Origin of the sequence: Streptomyces sp. NPDC091279 (assembly GCF_044757465.1) — a bacterium.
Lineage (GTDB): Bacteria > Actinomycetota > Actinomycetes > Streptomycetales > Streptomycetaceae > Streptomyces.
This window is the reverse complement of record NZ_JBIVVA010000013.1, coordinates 147,981-167,035: the sequence shown is the minus strand read 5'-3', so window position 1 is coordinate 167,035 and position 19,055 is coordinate 147,981. Positions and strand designations below refer to the sequence as shown.

Here is a 19,055-nt window from a genome sequence, read left to right as displayed (position 1 = left end):
CCAGCGATTCCCTCGGCGGCGCCGCGACATGCGCCCCGGGGTGGCCGGAACGCACCGAGGGCCCGTACGAGCGAACGTCGTACAGGCCCTCGGAAGGTCACGTCACCCGGCGTCGGCCGGGCTCGGCGGGTCAGCCGTTGCGCTTCCAGCGCGGCTTGTCGTCACGGCGGCCGAACGAGCCGGTGCCGGTGCCGGTGCTGCCACCGCTGCGGTGGTCGTCACGGCGGCCGGTGGGACGGTCGTGGCCGCCGGTGCGGAAGCCGGGACGGTCGTTGCCGCCCTGGCGGTCGCGGTTGAACGGACGGTCGCTGCCCCGGTGGCCACCACGGTCGTCGCGGCGGAAGCCGGGACGGTCACCGTCGCGGCGCTCCTCGCGGCGGAAGCCGCCACGGTCGTCACGGTCACGGTTGAAGCCACCGCGCTCGCCGCCACGGTCGTCACGGCGCTCGAAGGAACGGCCGCCGCCCTGCCGGTCGTCGCGACGCTCGAACGGACGCCCGCCGCCCTGCCGGTCGTCACGGCGCTCGAACGAACGGCCGCCGCCCTGACGGTCGTTGCGGTCACGGTTGAAGCCACCGCGCTCGCCGCCACGGTCGTCACGACGCTCGAAGGAACGGCCGCCACGGTCACCGCCACGGTCGTTGCGGTCGCGGTTGAAGCCACCCCGGTCGCCGCCACGGTCGTCACGGCGCTCGAACGAACGGCCGCCGCCCTGACGGTCGTTGCGGTCACGGTTGAAACCGCCCCGGTCGCCGCCACGGTCGTCACGACGGTCCCGGCGCTCGTAGGACGAACCGCCGAACTCGCCGCGGTCGGCGGGCCGGCTCGGCTCGGCCGCGGCCGCCTCGACGGCCTCGGCCGCCGCCTCCACCACGGCCTGCGCCTCGGCGAGCGCCGCCTCGGGGTCGTCGCCCCGCTCACGGGCCGCGCGCGCCACCAGCCGGTCGGCCTCCTCGCGCAGCTCGGTCGCGCGCCGCTGCGCCCGGTCCAGCTGCTTGGAGAGGTCGGCGACGTCCCGCTCGGCCTGCTGCGCCGCGTTGCCCGCGGACTCGGCCTGGACCTCGGTCATCGACCGGGCGCCGGTGATCTCGGCGACCTCGGGGTCGAACGCGCCCGCGCCCTGGATGATGTGGCGCGAGGCGTCGACGCCCGCGTCCTCCATCAGCCGGAAGATCTGCCGACGCTGATGCGGCAGCGACAGCGAAACGACGGTGCCGGTGCGGCCCGCGCGGGCGGTACGGCCGGCCCGGTGCAGGTAGTCCTTGTGGTCACCGGCCGGGTCCACGTTCAGGACCAGGTCGATGCCGTCGACGTGGATACCGCGCGCGGCGACGTCGGTGGCGACCAGGACGTTGACGTACCCGTCCTTGAAGTCGGCCAGCGTCCGGGTCCTGGCGCCCTGCGTCATGCCGCCGTGCAGCGCGTCGGCCTTCGCACCGGCGTCGCGCAGCTGCTCCGCGATGCGGTCGGCGCCCAGCTGGGTGCGGACGAAGATGATGGTGCGGCCCTTGCGGGAGGCGATGGCCGCGGTGACCGGCGCCTTGTCCTTGGGCTTCACGACCAGGATGTGGTGCGACATGGTCGTCACGGCGCCCTGGGCGGCGTCGACCTCGTGCGAGACCGGGTCCTTGAGGTACCGGTTGACGAGGGTCTTGATCTCGTTCTCCATGGTGGCGGAGAAGAGCATCCGCTGACCGCCGGCCGGGATCTGGTCGAGCAGCTCCGTCACCTCGGGCATGAAGCCCAGGTCGGACATCTGGTCGGCCTCGTCGAGAACGGCGATGCGCACGTCGGAGAGGGAGCAGGCGCCGCGGTTGATGATGTCGCGCAGCCGGCCCGGGGTGGCGACGAGGACGTCGACGCCGCGCTCCAGGGCGTAGATCTGGTTGCCCATCGAGGTGCCGCCGCAGACGACCTTCATCTTCAGGCCGAGGACGTCGCCGTAGGGCTGGAGGGCGTCCGCGACCTGCATGGCCAGCTCACGGGTGGGCGTGAGGATGATCGCGCGGGGCTTGTGCTTCTCGGTCCGGCCGCCGGCCAGCGTGGCGAGCGCGGGCAGACCGAAGGAGAGGGTCTTGCCGGAGCCGGTGCGGCCACGGCCCAGGATGTCCTTGCCGGCCAGGGCGTCCGGGATGGTCGCGGCCTGGATCGGGAAGGGGACGGTCACACCGTTCTGCGCGAGCTTGCGCACGACGCCCTCGGGCAGACCGAGGTCGGAGAAGGAGACCTGCGGCTCGCCGGCCTCTTCGAGGGTCTCGACGGCCTGCGCCTCTTCGGCGAGCTCGGCGGCCTCGATGTCGACGCCCTCGATGTCTTCGGGCGCGACGATGTGATCAGAACTGGAAATGGACATGCGTATGCGAAACCTTCCGGAGTCTCGTCGGCACGCGCCCGTCAACTCCGTGATTCGCAATACGACCGCCTCAATGCGGTCCGCCGCCACGGCAAAGGAGAGTACGCGCCACACGGCGCTCTCTGTTGGCGCCGGGCAAATGGGATCAAACGATCTACCACCATACGCACCCTCCACCCCCCAAGGCAAACCGAGCCCATCCCCGCAGGCCAGCGGCGTGCTCCGGGACTACACCGGCGCTCCCGCCTCCGGCGCCGGCTCCCGCTGCATCATCTGCGGACCCGTCTCCTCATGGGCCGACGACGACGGCTCGGCGACCGTCGGCGAGGGGTCGGGAGAGGTCGGCTGCGGGGTGGGCGTCGGCGGCTGCTCGGCGGTTCTGGTCGGCGTCGGCTCGGCGCTGCGCGTCGGCGTGGGACGCGGCGGCTGACCCGGGCGCCCGGGCGGCGGCGCCGACCCGCTCGCCCCGTCCGACGGCACGGCCGAGGGCGACGCCGACGCGCCCTCGTCCGCACCCGCGTCCTGGGCCGACCCGTCCCGCGCCCCGTGTCCGCGCGTGCCGTCCACCGACGCCGCGGACCCGGTGCCGCCCACCGTCCCCGCCGTTCCGCCGTCCGGGACCTCACCGCCCCGGGTCCCGGCGGAGTGCGACGGCTGCGCGCCGCCGTCCTTGCCGTCGTCACCCACGCTCATGCACCCTGCGGCGGCGGCGACGGCCACGACCGTGGCGGCGAGGCGGACAGAAGCGTTCAAGGGGCGCACGGGAGCAACCTCCGAGGCGGTGACGTGGGGCGACGACCTGCCCAACTCCCGCCGCCCGCAAGAGGACACGCGCCCCGGCGGCTCAGCCGTATCCCAGGGCGTGCAGCCGCGCGTCGTCGATCCCGAAGTGGTGCGCGATCTCGTGCACCACCGTCACCTCGGTCTCCGCGACGACCTCCTCCCGCGTCGCACACATGCGCAGGGTGGGCCCCCGGAAGACCGTGATCCGGTCCGGCAGCACCCCCGCGTACCACTCGCCCCGGTCCGTCAGCGGGGTCCCCTCGTAGAGCCCGAGCAACTCGGGATCGTCGGCGGGCGGCTCGTCCTCGACGAACACCGCGACGTTGTCCATCAGCCGCGTCAACTCCGGCGGAATCCGGTCCAACGACTCGGCGACCAGTTCCTCGAACTCCTCGCGCGTCATCTCCAGCACCCCTCCATTGTCGGCCACGAACCACCCCGGCGACCCGCCACAACCCCCGCCCGCCCCGCCGCATACCGGCCACGCCCCCGGGGCAGACGCCCCCAATGGCCCGCGACCCCGCCCGCCCCCGCACGCCCCGTCTCGAACTCGCCCCCCACCCGCGCCCCTGGCTGCGCGCCCTCGGCCTCACCGGCGTCGTCGTCCTCGGCGCCTGGCTCGGCCTGCTGGCCGTCGGCAACGTCCGCACCCCCGTCGGCCCCATGAACACCACGATGGCCCTGCGCCCCTCCCTCACCGGCGGCACGAAGATCAACATCTCGCCGCTGGGCGCCCTGAGCCTCGCCAGCCACCACGCCCCGCTCCGCCTCGACGTCAACGTCGACCAGCTCGACCCGGCCCGCTCCCAGGCCCTCGTCGACCACCCCGAACGCCTCTCGGGCCTCCAGGGCGAGGTCACCCGCGACATCTCCCGCGGCACCTTCGACCTCGCCGTGCGCTCCGGCACCGCCGTCGTCTGCGGGGCCACCGCGCTCGGCCTCGCCGTCTACCGGCGCCCGCGCCCGGCCCTCGCCGCCGGCGGCCTCGCCCTCACCCTGCTCACGCTCTCCGGCGCCTCGGCCTACGCGACCTGGAACCCCGAGTCCGTCCTCGAACCGACGTACTCGGGCCTGCTCTCCTCGGCGCCCTCCGTGGTCGGCAACGCGCGCAGCATCGTCACCGATTTCGACGTCTACCAGAAGGAGTTGGCCCGTCTGGTGACGAACGTGACCAAGCTCTACGACGTCACCTCCACCCTCCCCGCCTACCAGCCCGACCCGGCGGGCCTGCGCGTCCTGCACGTCTCCGACATCCATCTCAACCCGGCGAGCTGGAAGATCATCGCCTCGCTGGTGAAGCAGTACAACGTGGACGTCATCGTCGACTCCGGCGACACCATGGACCACGGAACGGCCGCCGAGAACGGCTTCCTCGACCCGATCCCCGACCTCGGCGCCCCCTACGTGTGGGTCAGGGGCAACCACGACTCCCGCGCCACCCAGCGTCATCTGGAGGGCATGCGGAACGTCCATGTCCTGGACGACGGCCGGGCCGTCACCGTCGGCGGGCTGCGCTTCGCGGGCATCGGCGACCCCCAGTTCACCCCGGACCGCTCGGGCGCGGCGGGCGCCGACGCCTCCGAGGAGCTGACCGGCGCCCGGCTGGCGTCGGCGCTGCGCGACCAGCGGGCGGCCGGCACCCCGGTGGACGTGGCGATCGCGCACGAGCCGTCGGCGGCCCGCGAGGTCGACGGCGAGGTGCCGCTGGTCCTGGCGGGCCATGTCCACCACGAGAAGAACGAGGTCATGCGCTACGGCACCCGGCTGCGGGTGGAGGGCTCCACCGGCGGCAGCGGGCTGCGCGCGGTCGAGGGCGAGCATCCCGACCCGATCGAGGCGTCGATCCTCTACTTCGACCGGGACAGCAAGCGCCTCCAGGCCTGGGACCACATCAAGCTCGGCGGCCTGGGCCTGACCACGGCCGAGGTCGCCCGCCACCTCCCGAAGGAGAACCAGCCGGACGCCACCCCGGCCTCCCCGTCCCCGTCCCGGTAAACCGTTTTGGCGATCCCTCTCGGCATCACCTATGCTTCTCACGTCCCCGGGCGCCGCGAGGCGCTCAGGCGGGCCGAGAGCCCTCATCGTCTAGCGGCCTAGGACGCCGCCCTTTCAAGGCGGTAGCACGGGTTCGAATCCCGTTGGGGGTACGTAAGTCGTGTGTGCGAAACTCTGGTACGCGCACGCTTGGTCCTGTGGAGCAGTTTGGAGTGCTCGCCACCCTGTCAAGGTGGAGGCCGCGGGTTCAAATCCCGTCAGGACCGCTGGTGTTTCACGTGAAACACCGTGGCTGGGTAGCTCAGATGGTACGAGCATCCGCCTGAAAAGCGGAGGGTCGCCGGTTCGATCCCGGCCCCAGCCACCAGAGTGAGAACGTCCCGGACGGCATTCCGTCCGGGACGTTCTCGTTGCGTGCCCGAGCAAAGACCACCCCTGGCGGCAATCACCCCAAGAGGCTTCGTGTGCTGACACGGTGCTGACATGTCGGCACCGGACTGCCGCCGCTTCCGGGCTGCCGAACCCTCCCTCTCCCGCGCAGAACCCGTGCTACTTCAAGTGCGACACATGCCGCGCTGTCAGACCAGAGCAAGGTGACGGTGGGCCGGGGCGCGGGTGCCGAAGACGAGGATGGCCGTAGCTTGCCGGGCAAGGTCTTCGGCCAGGGGGTCAGCGCGCACAGAGCCTCCGCGCGATCCTCGCGTACCTGGACAGGTAGATCGCGGGGACCTTCGCCCCCAGGCTCCGGTTACATTTCGGAGATCCGCCATAGTCCACACAGAAGCTTCCGTGCAGCAGCGCCACGGGAAGCCTCAGGAAGGCACAAGAGAGCCGCTGGGGTGACCACTGAGATCCGTGACGGAGCACGACACCCCCGCGAAAATGTCTGCCTGGGGTTTCACGGGGACAGCGTGAATCAAGCGCGGAGGAAACTCGGGAGGGGCAAGATGTGATGCCTCCGTGTGCTGAGGTGTCGGAGCCCTCCGGCATGATTGACACATCCGAGAGACAGGATCTCGTCGTATGAGTGTGGAGCTCCTCAAGCGGGCTGAAGAGCGCCGCAGGACTGCCTTGGTCGGACTCGATGTTGAGGAACAGGCGCAGCGCGGCCAGTACTTCACGCCGCACCTCGCGGCTCAGATCATCGCTGGACTACCGCGTGTCGTCGAGATCGAGAGCATCAGAGTGCTCGACCCCGGGGCCGGCAGCGGGATCTTGTCAGCAGCTCTCGTCGACCGGCTCCGTGTTGAGCGCCCCGGCCTGCCCGTCCACATCGTCGCGGTCGAGAACGACGCCGTCCTCCACGCTGCGCTGGCGGAGACTCTGGGCGATCTCGAGAGGGTCGACGGCGTCACCACGGAGCTCGTCGACGCAGACTTCCTGGCCTGGGCGCTAACCACCGACCGGCGCTTCGACCTGGTCATCCAGAACCCCCCCTACGCGAAGCTCCGCACCGGGAGCGAGCCCCAGAATCTTCTGCGCAGCGCGAAGATCATCGTGCCGAACATCTACGCGGCATTCCTTGACCTTGGCTTGCGGCTGCTCGTTGACTGGGGTCAGCAAGTCGCCATCACCCCGCGCTCCTGGATGAACGGCCCCTACTACTCGGCGTTCCGCCGGGGCTTCGTGGACGCGGCAGGCATCGACGCGATCCATACCTTCGAGAGCCGTTCAAAGGTCTTCGGGGATACCGGCGTGCTCCAGGAATCCATCGTGGTCTCGGCGACGCGTGGCCGCACCCCGGATAAGGTCGTCATCCATACTTCGCAAGATCACAACAGCACGCCATCCTCTCGCACGGTCGCCTACGGGGACATCGTGACCCCCGACTTCATTCACGTTCCTGCGACCGAGAGCGACGCGCAGGCCGTCGCGTGGATGAGCACCCACGCCCGCCATACGTTGGCCGATCTCGGGCTCACGGTCTCGACCGGCCGGGTCGTCGACTTCCGCTCCCGCGAGATGCTGCACCACGAACACATCGACGGTGCAGTACCCATGGTCAATCCCACGCACATCCGTGGTGGGGTCACGCAGCACCCCGTCGGTGCGAAGAAGCCGGAATGGTTCCACGCCGAGCCAGCCGATACGGCCAAGCTGCTAGTGCCTGGCGGCGACTATGTGCTGATCAAGCGCTTCTCTGCCAAAGAAGAGCGCCGGCGCGTCGTTAGCGCCGTCTGGCGATCAGAGGGCGAGGTCGCCTTCGACAACAAGCTCAACTACGTCCACCAAGACGGCCACGGTCTGGAGGCCGAAGTCGCCGACGGTCTGTCGGTCTTCCTGAACTCGACACAACTCGACAGCTACTTCCGCGTCTTCTCCGGCCACACGCAGGTGAATGCGGCCGATCTGCGGCAGATGCGCTTCCCCTCGCTCGACCAGCTGCGGCAGCTGTCGGCGGTGACCTCGCGCGACCAGTTGGAGATCGACGCTGCGGTGGAAGCCATTCTCGCGCCGACGGAGGTAAAGGCATGACACGGCTCGACGAGGCCAAGGAGATCCTCAAGGCCTTCGGCTTTGACAAGGGACGCTCCAACGACCGCAGCGGACGCACGCTGCTTGCCCTTGCCCAGATGAAGGAACACTCCTCATGGGCCGATGCAACGAACGAGATGCTCGGTGTCCGCGCGATCCTCGACTGGATTCGTGACCAGCTCGGGCACGAGATCGCCGAGAACACGCGCGAGACCTACCGGCGACAGACGCTGCACCAGTTCCGCGACGCCGGATTTGTCATTTACAACGATGACGACCCCGGCCGGCCGACGAACTCAAGTGCCAACAACTACCGCCTCAATCCCAAGGCGCTCGAGGTCATCAGGCTCCACGGCACGCCTGCGTTCGCCGACGCGCTCCAGGAGTACCTCGCAGCGGCTCCGGGCCTGCTGTCGATGTATCAGGCAGCACGGACCCTGACCCGCATCCCCGTAACGCTCCCGGGCGGAAAGGAACTCTCGCTCGGAGGCGGTGGTCAGAACGTCCTGATCAAGCAGATGATCGACGACTTCTGCGGATTCTTCGTGCCCGGTGGCGAGGTGCTCTACATCGGTGACGCCGAGAAGAAGCTCATGCACTTCGACGAGCAGAAGCTCGCATCGCTCGGGGTCACTGTCGACACTCACGGCAAGCTGCCCGACCTGGTCGTCTACCAGGAGGAGAAGGACTGGCTCTTCCTGATGGAGGCGGCTTTGACACACGGACCGGTCGACGGCAAGCGCCACGGTGAGCTCCAGGCGCTGTTCGCTGGGTCGACCGCCGGCCTGGTCTATGTGTCCTGCTTCCCGGACCGCCCGAAAATGCGCAAATTCCTCGCCGAACTCGCCTGGGAGACGGAGGCATGGTGCGCGTCTGACCCGACGCACATGATCCACCTCAACGGCGAGCGGTTCCTCGGTCCCTACGCTTAGAAATGGCGGCGACAGATCATAGTTCCGTTACGGGGAACATCTGGGAGCGGCAAGACGTAGCTGGCCCAAGACGCAACGCCAAGCACCGTGGTCAACGGCCCCTTGAACCTTGACGAGCCCGGCGAATGGGCTGGACCGGGTGGCTGCCGGACGACCCTGACGAACAGGTCCCGGGCATGCTCCGGTACGCCCCCGAGAGCGGACTCTCGCTCTCGTTGATCGGCGCGTTCGAGGATCGCATCACGTCGACCCTGCTCCTGGGGTGACCACGCACCACGAGGGGAAGCAGGACGTGGGACGTCATCCACGGCGCGGCCGAGCAGTGCGAGATCGCCCTCATCGGCTGCGTTCCCAAGAGCGGGAGGCGTTCGCGCGAGTGAAGAGCCCGGACAAGCAGACCGTAGCGGCGACGACCGCGATCATCCCGAGAGCCTTCGGGCTCAAACAATGCTCGACTGTCGGGTCAACTCAATAGCCTGGCCGAGCCGCTCATCGCGGGCAGCGTCGCCTGCTGCCCGGTCGTAGCGCATGGATCTGGCAAGAGAATCATGGTCGACAGGGGCGAGAAGCAGAGGCCCGGAGACCGCCGCAGCAACCTGAGATTTGCAGTCACAACGTCACGCCGTCCCGTGCTGACACGTCAGCACGGGGGCAGGATCGAGGGGGATCAAGCCAGCCTCAGCGGGACGCAAACAGGCGTAGCCACCGGCCTCTCGCGCATCTCCGCAGGTCAGGAAGGTAACGATTTCGGGTTCGAATCCCGTTGGGGGTACGTAAGTCGTGTGTGCGAGACTCTGGTACGCGCACGCTTGGTCCTGTGGAGCAGTTTGGAGTGCTCGCCACCCTGTCAAGGTGGAGGCCGCGGGTTCAAATCCCGTCAGGACCGCTGGTGTTTCACGTGAAACACCGTGGCTGGGTAGCTCAGATGGTACGAGCATCCGCCTGAAAAGCGGAGGGTCGCCGGTTCGATCCCGGCCCCAGCCACCGTAGCCAAGGCCCCGATCTCCGGATCGGGGCCTTGTTGTCGACCCGGTCGACGACATCTACCGGCAACCGATGAACCGGCAGCTCCCCGCGCAGGAGTCCCGCCACCGCCTCGCCCGCCCGACCTGCCACAGTGGCCGGGGCCAGATCCGCCAGGCGCACCTTCCGTGCCCCGGAGGCCGTCGGCGAGGACGACTGACGGCCAGTGCAGCAGACCGGTGGTGCATCCCTCGAACGAGCAATGGCCGGGTTTCGTCCTCGGTTTCTGGGTCAGGCCGAGCGAACGCAGAAAGGGTGTCCGGCAGCGCTGGCGTAGACCCGGGCCCCCTGCTGGGTGGAGACGTCGTCGGTCGGTCGCAACCGTCGGCCACCTCCGTGAAGGATCAGCTCGTCCGCAGCCGCCACGTCGTCCATGGCGAGGTCGAAGTGCAGGTGCAGGGGAGCCCCGTCGGGCCACTGCGGCGGGACATGGTCCGGCACGTGCTGGACCACGATCACGGGGAAGCCTTCGGCCTGGAGAAAGTGGTGCGTTTCCGCCCTCATGACGGAGCCGCCGAGCAACTGGTGCCAGAACGAACTCTCGCTCTCCAGATCCGCAGCGGCCACGACCAGTGACATCAGGCTGACGTTCATGGTGACGCTCCGTTTCATTCGCGTGTGATGCAGTTCAGACCGTGGGGAGGATGCCGCCGTCGACCCGGAACTGGGCGCCGGTGAGCCACTTGGCGCGGCCGGAGGCGAGGAACGCGATCATCTCGGCGACGTCCTCGGGCTCGCCGGGACGCCCCATCGGCACCTTCGAGCGGTCCACGATCTGCTGTGCGAGGTCGTCAAAGCCCATGCCCTGGCTGTCAGCCATCTTCTGGAGATGACTCTTTGCTCCCTCGGTGAGGGTGAAGCCCGGCAGAACACAGACCACGCGCACGCCATGCCGGCCGACCGCCGTCGCCAGCTCGCGGCTGTAGACATTGAGCGCCGCCTTCGACGCCGCGTACGACGCCTCGGCAGGCTGGGGCAGGTGGCTGGCGATGGAGGAGACGTGCACCACGACTCCGGACCCCCGCTCCACCATCCCCGGAACCAGAGCCCGGTCGAGACGAACCGCGGCGAGCAGGTTCATCTCCAGATCGGCGAGCCAGGACGCATCGGAGCGCTCCAGCGTCGGCATCGGTCCGGTTGCGGCTCCCGCGTTGTTCACCAGGACATCAACGCCCCCCAGGGTGTCCAGCACGCGCCGCCCCAGTTCCTGCACGCCCTCCTCGGACCGCAGGTCGGCGCGGATGAAGGCGGCGGGCATGTCCTGCGGGGGCGCGGTGCGCGAGGCCGTCAGCACGGTGGCCCCGGCTGCGGCGAAACGGCGGGCCGTCGCCGCCCCCAGCCCTCGGCTGCCGCCGGTCACCAGCACGCGCAGACCGGTGAACCCATCGTCCTCGATCGTCACGGGCTGACTCCCTCGCTAAAGTGAACCTGACTCCGGAAACTGTACACATAAACGGAACCCGACTCACCTTATGGAGGACTGTTGCCGCCGCCACGTCCGCTGCGCGCCGATGCCCGCCGCAACCGCGAAGCCCTCCTGGCCGCGGCGCGGGAGACGTTCCTTGCCGGCGACGATGCCCACGTGGAGGAGATCGCCCGCCGAGCCGGGGTCGCGGTCGGCACCCTCTACCGCCACTTCGAAACCCGCGAAGCACTCGTCGCGGAGGTCTACCGCCAGGAGGTCGCCCAGCTCTGCGAAGCCCCCGCCCGGCTGCTTGCCCAGCACCCCCCGGACGAAGCCCTGCGCGCCTTCCTGCTGCTGCTCGTGGAACACGCAGCAGTCGGCAGGGGGCTGGGGGAAGTACTGGAAAGCATCATGGCGACCGACTCTCCGATCTTCGACGACACCCGCAACGACATGGCCCGCACACTGGACGAACTGATCGGCGCGGGCACCGCGGCCGGCCTCATCCGCAGCGGCGTCAACGGGCGGGTCGTCCTGCGGGCCCTCGGCGGTATCTGCGGGATGCGCGCCAACGGCTGGCAGGACGACGCGGTGACCATCGCCACCATCCTGTACGACGGACTGCGCTACGGCGCAGCCCACCGCGTCTAGATCAACAGCGCGGTGGGTTCGGCGCGCCGCCGCAGCCGCTCGACCCGTACATGCGTAGCCGGTCAGGGTGCGGATTGGTCTGAGAAAAGATTCCTCCGATCAGCCAGAGGACCAATCCGCCGAGCTTTCGGAGCCGGATTCCCCACGTGACCGACGACGAGAAGACATCACGAACCAGCCGGATTTTCCCCGGCGTTCGGCGATTTCCTCCGGTCGGTCGGCCGACCTCGAACGCTTTTCCTCTTCCCCGTCTACAGGCGGCGCACGCCGTATCAGCAACAGGAGAAACACCTTGAGCACCCGTATCCGCCGTACCGCAGTCGTCCTCGCCGCCTCCGTCGTGCTGCCGCTGGCCCTCAGCGCCTGCTCCGACAACAGCAGCGAGTCAGGGAAGTCCGACTCCTCCACCAAGGCGTCCGCATCCGCGACCGCGTCCGACGACAGCGTGAGCGGCGCCGACGCCACGGCCTCCGACCAGCCCTTCGGTACGGCCTGTTCCGGTGTCCCGAAGAGCGGTGCCGGTTCTTTCGACGGCATGTCCAAGGACCCGGTCGCCACGGCCGCCTCCAACAACCCGGCGCTGTCCACCCTGGTGACCGCGGTGAAGAAGGCCGGGCTCGTCGACACCCTCAACAACGCCCAGGGCATCACCGTGTTCGCGCCGACCAATGACGCGTTCGCGAAGATCCCGAAGGCCACCCTCGACAAGGTCCTCAACGACAAGGCCCAGCTCACCAAGATCCTCACCTACCACGTCGTCGGCAAGCAGCTCTCCCCGGCGGACCTGGAGAAGGGCTCCTTCGACACGCTGGAGAAGTCCAAGCTGACGACTTCCGGCTCGGGTGAGTCGTACACGGTCAACGACTCCGCCAAGGTCGTCTGCGGCAACGTCAAGACCGCCAACGCCAACGTCTACATCATCGACACCGTCCTGATGCCCACCAGCTGACGGGCCACGAACAAGGTCGGGCACCCGACATGAAGGCGCCCAGCCGTACGACTCCTGTGACGGGGAGACGGTGAGGGGCGGGGCCATGGCCCCGCCCCTCACCGCTGTGCCCCCAGAAATGCCCGCCGCTGAAACGTCCGCCGCCCGGCAGAGCGGGGCCGTTCGAAGGAGGTCAGCCTTCGCGGCTGGGGAGCATGGCCAGGGCCCGGGAACGCTGTGCGACGAGGTCGTCGTAGGTGCCGTCGCGCTCGGCCCAGCGGTGCATGAGGACCCCCTTCACCAGGATTTCGCGGGGGGTGGGGTCCTGCGAGAGGAGTTGCATGACCTCGCTGGCGAAGCCGTCGAGCGGCAGCGCGTGCGGGTTCACCTCTTCCTGGCCTGCTGTGGCGACGGCCGGCGGGACGAGTTCGACGACGCCGACGCCGGTGCCGTCGAGTTGCGCGCGCAGTGCCTCGGAGTAGGCGTGCACCGCGGCCTTCGAGGCGGCGTAGGTGGGCATGGGCGGGAAAGGCAGGAAGGCGATGCCGGAGGTGACGGTGATGAAGGTGCCATCGCCGCGTCGGACCAGGTGCGGGGTGAAGGCGTCGATCACCCGGATGGTGCCCACCAGGTTGGTGTCGATCGTCGTCTGTGCCGCCTCGAAGTGCGCGGGGTCGCGCAGGTCCTCCAGGAGCATGACGCCCGGCATCGTCACCACGGTGTCCAGCTCGGGGTACCGGGCGAGCACGGCGTCACGGGCGGATGCGACGGAGGCGCCGTCGGTGACGTCGATCCTGACGGTGCCGAAGCCTTCTCCGGCGAGTTCCGAGAGTGCCTCCTGGCTGCGGCCGCCAACGGCCACGGTGCTGCCCGCCGCGGCGAACCGGCGGGCCAGCTCTCGCCCGATACCCGAGGTCCCGCCGACGATGAGCACGGTGCGGTTGGAGAGATCCACGAGATCTTCCCTTCGGTCCAGGACGCCGACGGGGTTCAGGCGCGGCGCGTCCAGTGATGTTCCGTGTCCCTCGCAGAACACTGCCATGGCAGTCTTGACGGAATCCGCCGGGTGTGGCGGGGCCCTGGTCCTGCCAGGGCCCCTCTGCGTCACGCACAGGGCATTACGGTGTCGGTATGAAGGGTGCGGAATCCGGCAACCGGCTCGGCGGCTACCTGCGCGCCCGGCGCGAGCTGATCTCCCCGGCGCAGGCAGGAATCCCGCCCGGCGGCAACCGCCGCGTGCCCGGCCTGCGCCGTGAGGAAGTCGCCCTGCTCGCCGGAATCAGCCCCGACTACTACCTGAGACTGGAACGCGGCCGCGACAAGAACCCCTCAGCTCAGGTCCTCGAATCACTCGCGCGTGTCCTGTGCCTCGACGACGTCGAGCGGACGTATCTGCTCGGCCTCACGGCGGCGCGCCCCAGGGCTCCGCGCCGCGAGCGGCCCGAGCACGTACCGGCACGGGTGCACCAGCTCCTCGCCCACCTTCGGATTCCCGCGTTCGTCGAAGGGCGTGCGTTCGATGTCCTGGCCTCCAACCCCATGGCCGTCGCGCTCTCCCCGCGCCTGCGGCCCGGCCAGAACCGGCTCCGTTCCCTCTTCCTCGATCCCGAGGAACAAGCCTTTCAGCAGGACTGGGCCGAAGCCGCCGCCGGCTTCATCGCCGCTCTTCGCACCACCATCGGGGACGACACCGACCACCCCCGGTTCGTCGAACTCGTCGGAGAGCTCGCGCTGTCCAGTCAGCGGTTCCGCACCCTGTGGGCCCGACACGACGTCCGCAGCCTCGACGGCGGCACCACCACCGTCCACCACCCCGTCGTCGGTGAACTGCGGCTCCACCGCGACAAACTCCCCATCGACGACGTCATCCTCGTCGTCTACTACCCCGACAAGGACAGCGACAGCGACGAGAAGCTGCAACTCCTCGCCGCACTCGCACAGACCGAACCCGCCGAAGTCGTCGGTGGCGTCCGGGGCGCGCAGGGACCGCAGGCCGCCGGGCAGTCGGGGAGTTGGAAGGAGTAGCGCTTCGAGCCGGCCGGTGAGGGCACGCGCGTCACGCAACCTCAAGCGCGAACTGGAGCTGGAGCACGGCCACACTCGATGAACGGCTCCCGCCCCAGGCGCCGATGCGTCCTGGGGCGGAAAGGCAGTCCGGCCGGGGCCGGTTCACCCGAAGGTGAAGGAGTACGCCTGGATGCCGGGTGTGACCTTGAGTTCGAGATGCGCGGTGCGGGCCGTGCTCTCGTCGACGAGCCGGTGCAGGGTGGGTGTCCCCGCCACGGGGATCGTCTTCACGGTCTTGCCGTCGACCAGGACGGTGACCGTTCCCTCACCCGCGAGGACGAGGTTGACGTTCTTCGCCCGGTAGGTGAAGGCGAGGCGGGCGTTCTCCCCCGCGGTGAAGTACTGATATCCGGCCGTCCATGTCCCGTCCAGGGAAAGGCTGTTGACCGGGATCGCGGTCGGGAAGCGGTAGGCCTTGGGCTTGTTGTCCAGCAGGGGGTCGCCGACATAGCCGCTGATGCGGTGGTTGCTCAGATAGGTCTCCGGAGTGCGGTCCTTGGTGAGTTGTGGGTCCTTCTGGCCTGTCTTCGGGGGCAGTTGGACGTCCGGATCGGCCTGCTTGAGGAGAGTGCGGATCAAGTCCTCGGTCTGCGCGTACCGCCCTTCGCCGAACGTGAAGTAGCGCACGGTCCCCTTGGCGTCTATCAGGTACTTGGCGGGCCAGAACCGGTTGCGGTAGTTGTTCCAGGTCGTCAGCTTGTTGTCGAGCGCCACCGGGTAGGTGACTCCCAACTCGCGCGCCTGGCCTGCCACGTTGGAGGCGTTCTTCTCGAAGGCGAACTCCGGCGAATGCACCCCGATGATCTCAAGACCGGCACTCTTGTAGGCGCGGTTCCACGCCTCGATGTACGGCAGGCTGCGCTGGCAGTTGATGCACGAGTAGGTCCAGAAATCGATCAGTACGACCTTGCCGTGCTCCTGCTTCAGGTCGACCGGCCGACCGCCGGGGGTGTTGAGCCACTTCGAGATACCGGCGATCGGCGGCGCCTGCCCGCAGGAACGCAGCTCGTCCACGCCGTCCTCGCAGCGTGACAGCTCCTTGTTGGAATTGTCGTACAGACCCGAAAGCTCCTGCCGGGCAACGTCGTTGTCCTCGATCTTCTTCTGCGCCGCCGAGGTGTAGTCCGGAAGCGCCCGCTGGATCGCGTCGGTGACGTTGAAGGCCAAGGCGAGTGCGAGCGCCATCATCAGGCATCCCGCGACGATCCTCAGCTTCCTGGCCCGCTTGCGGAAGGCGCCGACCCGCTCGGCCACGCGCCGTCCGGCCAGGGCGAACAGCAGCAGCGGCAGGGCCGTTCCCAGGGCGAAGGAGAGGGTCAACGCCACGACGTCCAGGCCCAGTTCACCACGAGCGCCGGCCACGGTGATGGCCGCCAGCACGGGACCCGCGCAGGGGACGTAGAGCAGGCCCAGGCCAAGGCCCAGGGCGAACGCGCTGCCCTCCTTGTTGACCTGTCGCTGCGGAATCCGAGCGAACGGCTTCTCCAACAACCGCTCCACCGGCGGGAACACGAGCCCTAGACCGATCAGGACCAGCATCACCAGTCCGACGTACCGCAGGATGTCGTCGGGCAGGCCCAGTGCGGAAATGATCGTCACCCCGAGCAGGGTGAAGAAGCTGAAGCTCAGCACCAGGCCCGCCACGACGGCATACGGCCGCCGATTACGCACGGCCGGGGCCGGATCGGCGACGAGGACATCACCCGGCAGCGCCGTAGCCCCGTCGCCGTTCTGGGCGCCGGTGGACCTGGCCTCACCAGGCGGCCCCGCGCCTGTCTGGCCGCCCGGGGCTCCCGCCAGGAACACCACCGGAAGGACCGGCAGGATGCACGGGGACACGGCCGTGATCAGCCCTCCCAGCAGACCGATCAGAATCAAAGTGACCATGCGATTAAGCCTCCGGAGTAAGCGCCGGCCCACCCGGCTCGCTCATCACTGATCCGAGCCCATCCACCCACCTGGATTGGTCAAGGGCGCCCTCAACACCCCAGACGCCAGGGGGGCGAGAACACCGGACTCCGTTGCGCAGGGCGGTAAGCAAGGTGCCCTCGGCCCCACGATGCCGGTCAGCCGTCGTCCGATCGAGCGAAGCAGAAGCCCCCGACCCATCCGTGGAGCACGCGGTACCGGAGTGACTGATGAGGGCCCGCCTCAGCCGGGTCCCGAGCCGGGCACATGCCGTGTGTCCGGTGGCAGTGTCCACGGAAGGGGCTCTGTTCCACAGCTCCAGTCCACCGTCGTTTACGGGGCGGCGTGGGCTGGACGACCCTCTTGACCGGTCCTGATGGCATGGCACACGGCCAGGTCCGGGAGCGGCAGTCACGAGGGGGTCCGCGCGGGTGGCGGCTTCGGCACCGCCACCCGCAGCGCCCCCGTTCCCGCCATGGCCGGGGTCCCTGGGCTGCTCCCAGCCGCGCGCGCCCAACCCGTGCGACGCCGCACCGGACACGCACCCCCGGCCTGCTCACCCCGCGCTCCCCCGCAGCGGCGGCGACCTCCTCGTTCGGCCCAGCGGACTCCATCGTGTCGGAATCGAAAATCAGCGTGAGAACAGCTCTCACAGACCCGCCCCGGCCTGTGCGTTTCCTGTGAGGGCACTTCGCGAGGTGCGCCTGCGAGAACGAACCCCGCCTCCGTGGAGTCCGTCAGCGTGCTTACCTTCCGCTTGCGCAGTCCTGCGCGGTGGTGTGTTCCGGGCCGGCAGTCCCCGTTGCCTTTCCTGCCGTCCCGAACAGTGCGAGTCCGCTCGCCGCGGTGCCGACCGTCATTCCACCCCTCCCCCCTGAAAGGAATGTCGTGAAGGCAACGACCACCGGGCCCCGTTCACGTTCACGGCGGGTCCTGGACCACTCCTTGCTGGCACTCGGCACCGGCGCCCTGGCGACCGCGGTGGGCGTCCTGACCCTGGCCCCGGGCGTCAGCCAGGCCTCCAGCCACCGCGAGGCACCCCTCATCGCCGGTGACCCGCGCGCGGACAACACCGACGTGTACGCGTTCACCAGCCCCGACAAGACCGACAGCGTCACCCTCGTCGCGAACTGGATTCCGTTCGAGGAGCCCAACGGCGGCCCGAACTTCTACGCCTTCGCGGACGACGCCCGCTACCACATCAAGATCGACAACGACGGCGACGGCACGGCGGACGTCACCTACACCTGGCGCTTCCGCAACGAGGTCCGGGACGCGGCGAACCAGTTCCTCTACAACACCGGCCCGGTCACCTCCCTGACCGACCCGAACCTGAACTTCCGCCAGGTCTACGACCTGACGGTCACGGAGGGCGGCAGAAGCAAGGTCGTCCGGTCGAACGTGCCGGTGGCGCCCTCCCGGGTGGGCCCGGCGTCGATGCCGAACTACGGCGCCCTGCGCGCCCAGGCCGTCAGCGACCTCCCCGGCGGCGGCAAGACGTTCGCGGGCCAGGCGGACGACCCGTTCTTCGCGGACCTGCGGGTCTTCGACCTCCTCTACGGCGGCAACCTGTCCGAACGGGGGCAGGACACCCTGGCGGGCTACAACGTCAACTCCGTCGCCCTCCAGATCCCCAAGAAGCAGCTCGCCCTCAAGGGCAGCGCCGCGCGCAACCCGGTCATCGGCGTCTGGTCCACGACCGAGCGCAAGGGCGTCCAGGTCGCCGACTCCCGCACCCGGCACGACACCTGGCGGCAGGTCTCACGGCTGGGCAACCCGCTGGTCAACGAGGTCGTCGTCCCGCTGAAGTACAAGGACGCGTTCAACACCCTCAACCCCGACCAGGACCGCACCGTCAAGCCGGTCGTCGACAAGGTCTACGACCCGATCCTGCCCAAGCTGATCCAGAAGGTCTACGGCGTCCCGGCGCCCGCCACGCCCCGCGACGACCTCGCCGAGATCTACCTGACCGGCCTCTGCAAGGCGTGCGGCCCGATCAAGGCCGACCTCAACGCGCACCGCCTCAACAAGGACGCGAGCCTCCAGCGGATCGTGCCGGCCGAGGAACTGCGCCTCAACATGGCCGTGCCGCCCGCCGCCAGGCCCCAGCGGCTCGGCGTGCTCGCCGGTGACCTGGCCGGATTCCCCAACGGCCGCCGCCTCACCGACGACGTCATCGACATCTCGCTGCAAGCCGTCGAAGGCGCCGCGCAGACCGGCAAGCTGGTCCCCGCCCTGGCCGACGGCGACAAGGTCGACGCCAACGACGTCCCCTTCGGCGGGTCGTTCCCCTACCTGGCGCTGCCCCACACCAAGTCCGTGAACGGCCGTTCCGGCGGCGACCACGTACAGCGGTCGGCGCTGACGACGTCCCACGCGGCCGGTATCGGCGTCCTGGGCTCCCTGATGCTCGGTGTCGGCGGCTGGCGACTGCGCCGCCGCGACAAGACCAGCTGACGTCCCGGCCCGCGAGGCTCTTCGCCGGTGCCCGGCCCCCGCGACCCGGGGCCGGGCACCGGCTTCACCGGCAGGGAG

15 protein-coding genes and 5 tRNA genes are annotated in these 19,055 nt (G+C 69.2%); 13 read left to right on the top strand and 7 right to left on the bottom strand.

Annotation, left to right across the window (positions count from 1 at the left end; genetic code table 11):
• Positions 1-130: 130 nt before the first annotated feature.
• From ACIQOU_RS30295 to ACIQOU_RS30285, 3 genes are all read right to left on the bottom strand, one after another.
• Positions 131-2,353, bottom strand: coding sequence for a DEAD/DEAH box helicase (locus ACIQOU_RS30295; protein ID WP_401541661.1), 2,223 nt, complete (start codon positions 2,351-2,353; stop codon positions 131-133).
• A 228-nt stretch (positions 2,354-2,581) separates the two neighbouring features.
• Positions 2,582-3,115, bottom strand: coding sequence for a hypothetical protein (locus ACIQOU_RS30290; protein WP_401541658.1), 534 nt, complete (start codon positions 3,113-3,115; stop codon positions 2,582-2,584).
• A gap of 82 nt (positions 3,116-3,197) precedes the next feature.
• Positions 3,198-3,548 carry a metallopeptidase family protein gene (locus tag ACIQOU_RS30285; RefSeq protein WP_401541655.1) on the bottom strand — a complete coding sequence of 117 codons (351 nt, stop codon included), beginning with the start codon at positions 3,546-3,548 and terminating at the stop codon, positions 3,198-3,200.
• Between the two features lie 95 nt (positions 3,549-3,643).
• Between ACIQOU_RS30285 and ACIQOU_RS30280 the strand changes: the two genes are divergently transcribed.
• The 9 genes from ACIQOU_RS30280 to ACIQOU_RS30240 all read left to right on the top strand — a co-directional run bounded on the left by ACIQOU_RS30280 (position 3,644) and on the right by ACIQOU_RS30240 (position 9,522).
• The gene (locus ACIQOU_RS30280) at positions 3,644-5,131 is read left to right on the top strand and encodes a metallophosphoesterase (protein WP_401541653.1); all 1,488 of its coding nucleotides are present in this window, start codon (positions 3,644-3,646) and stop codon (positions 5,129-5,131) included.
• A 79-nt stretch (positions 5,132-5,210) separates the two neighbouring features.
• Positions 5,211-5,283 (top strand) — tRNA-Glu (locus tag ACIQOU_RS30275).
• A gap of 39 nt (positions 5,284-5,322) precedes the next feature.
• A tRNA-Asp gene (locus ACIQOU_RS30270) sits at positions 5,323-5,397 on the top strand.
• Between the two features lie 24 nt (positions 5,398-5,421).
• Positions 5,422-5,498, top strand: a tRNA-Phe gene (locus ACIQOU_RS30265).
• A gap of 656 nt (positions 5,499-6,154) precedes the next feature.
• Positions 6,155-7,606: an Eco57I restriction-modification methylase domain-containing protein gene (locus ACIQOU_RS30260; protein WP_401541650.1), complete on the top strand. Its 1,452-nt coding sequence runs from the start codon at positions 6,155-6,157 to the stop codon at positions 7,604-7,606.
• Entirely contained in the window at positions 7,603-8,538 is a 936-nt protein-coding gene (locus tag ACIQOU_RS30255) for a BsuBI/PstI family type II restriction endonuclease (RefSeq protein WP_401541648.1), read from the top strand. The genes ACIQOU_RS30260 and ACIQOU_RS30255 overlap by 4 nt, the downstream gene beginning before the upstream one ends.
• 125 nt (positions 8,539-8,663) lie before the next feature.
• Positions 8,664-8,804, top strand: coding sequence for a hypothetical protein (locus ACIQOU_RS30250; protein ID WP_401541645.1), 141 nt, complete (start codon positions 8,664-8,666; stop codon positions 8,802-8,804).
• 545 nt (positions 8,805-9,349) lie between these two features.
• Positions 9,350-9,424, top strand: a tRNA-Asp gene (locus ACIQOU_RS30245).
• A gap of 24 nt (positions 9,425-9,448) precedes the next feature.
• Positions 9,449-9,522 (top strand) — tRNA-Phe (locus ACIQOU_RS30240).
• Positions 9,523-9,792: 270 nt separating this feature from the next.
• Here ACIQOU_RS30240 and ACIQOU_RS30235 read toward each other — a convergent pair.
• Together ACIQOU_RS30235 and ACIQOU_RS30230 are read right to left on the bottom strand one after the other, a co-directional pair.
• Positions 9,793-10,155 carry a VOC family protein gene (locus ACIQOU_RS30235; RefSeq protein ID WP_401541644.1) on the bottom strand — a complete coding sequence of 121 codons (363 nt, stop codon included), beginning with the start codon at positions 10,153-10,155 and terminating at the stop codon, positions 9,793-9,795.
• Between the two features lie 34 nt (positions 10,156-10,189).
• Positions 10,190-10,963: an oxidoreductase gene (locus ACIQOU_RS30230; protein WP_401541642.1), complete on the bottom strand. Its 774-nt coding sequence runs from the start codon at positions 10,961-10,963 to the stop codon at positions 10,190-10,192.
• A gap of 81 nt (positions 10,964-11,044) precedes the next feature.
• Here ACIQOU_RS30230 and ACIQOU_RS30225 point away from each other — a divergent pair, with 81 nt between their 5' ends.
• On the top strand, positions 11,045-11,617 hold the full coding sequence (locus ACIQOU_RS30225) for a TetR/AcrR family transcriptional regulator (RefSeq protein WP_401541639.1): 573 nt from the start codon (positions 11,045-11,047) through the stop codon (positions 11,615-11,617).
• A gap of 292 nt (positions 11,618-11,909) precedes the next feature.
• On the top strand, positions 11,910-12,566 hold the full coding sequence (locus ACIQOU_RS30220; RefSeq protein WP_401541637.1) for a fasciclin domain-containing protein: 657 nt from the start codon (positions 11,910-11,912) through the stop codon (positions 12,564-12,566).
• 172 nt (positions 12,567-12,738) lie between these two features.
• Here ACIQOU_RS30220 and ACIQOU_RS30215 read toward each other — a convergent pair whose 3' ends face one another.
• Complete coding sequence (locus ACIQOU_RS30215; RefSeq protein ID WP_401541635.1) at positions 12,739-13,500, bottom strand: SDR family oxidoreductase; 762 nt, start codon at positions 13,498-13,500, stop codon at positions 12,739-12,741.
• 176 nt (positions 13,501-13,676) lie between these two features.
• On the opposite strand from ACIQOU_RS30215, the gene ACIQOU_RS30210 reads away from it, so the two are divergent.
• The gene (locus ACIQOU_RS30210) at positions 13,677-14,570 is read left to right on the top strand and encodes a helix-turn-helix transcriptional regulator (RefSeq protein ID WP_401541633.1); all 894 of its coding nucleotides are present in this window, start codon (positions 13,677-13,679) and stop codon (positions 14,568-14,570) included.
• 144 nt (positions 14,571-14,714) lie between these two features.
• Here the strand turns inward: ACIQOU_RS30210 and ACIQOU_RS30205 are convergent, their stop codons facing one another.
• Positions 14,715-16,499 (bottom strand): cytochrome c biogenesis protein CcdA, encoded by a 1,785-nt coding sequence (locus ACIQOU_RS30205; protein ID WP_401541631.1) that lies wholly within the window; start codon positions 16,497-16,499, stop codon positions 14,715-14,717.
• Positions 16,500-17,408: 909 nt separating this feature from the next.
• Here ACIQOU_RS30205 and ACIQOU_RS30200 point away from each other — a divergent pair.
• Positions 17,409-18,977 (top strand): DUF4331 domain-containing protein, encoded by a 1,569-nt coding sequence (locus ACIQOU_RS30200; RefSeq protein ID WP_401541628.1) that lies wholly within the window; start codon positions 17,409-17,411, stop codon positions 18,975-18,977.
• The last annotated feature ends 78 nt before the right edge of the window (positions 18,978-19,055 follow it).

What these genes read in the sequence shown, in the direction of transcription:
- ACIQOU_RS30295 (WP_401541661.1), bottom strand. Translation starts at nt 2,353, where the DNA reads ATGTCCATTTCCAGTTCTGATCACATCGTCGCGCCCGAAGACATCGAG.
- ACIQOU_RS30280 (WP_401541653.1), top strand. Translation starts at nt 3,644, where the DNA reads ATGGCCCGCGACCCCGCCCGCCCCCGCACGCCCCGTCTCGAACTCGCC.
- ACIQOU_RS30260 (WP_401541650.1), top strand. Translation starts at nt 6,155, where the DNA reads ATGAGTGTGGAGCTCCTCAAGCGGGCTGAAGAGCGCCGCAGGACTGCC.
- ACIQOU_RS30255 (WP_401541648.1), top strand. Translation starts at nt 7,603, where the DNA reads ATGACACGGCTCGACGAGGCCAAGGAGATCCTCAAGGCCTTCGGCTTT.
- ACIQOU_RS30250 (WP_401541645.1), top strand. Translation starts at nt 8,664, where the DNA reads ATGGGCTGGACCGGGTGGCTGCCGGACGACCCTGACGAACAGGTCCCG.
- ACIQOU_RS30235 (WP_401541644.1), bottom strand. Translation starts at nt 10,155, where the DNA reads ATGAACGTCAGCCTGATGTCACTGGTCGTGGCCGCTGCGGATCTGGAG.
- ACIQOU_RS30210 (WP_401541633.1), top strand. Translation starts at nt 13,677, where the DNA reads ATGAAGGGTGCGGAATCCGGCAACCGGCTCGGCGGCTACCTGCGCGCC.
- ACIQOU_RS30205 (WP_401541631.1), bottom strand. Translation starts at nt 16,499, where the DNA reads ATGGTCACTTTGATTCTGATCGGTCTGCTGGGAGGGCTGATCACGGCC.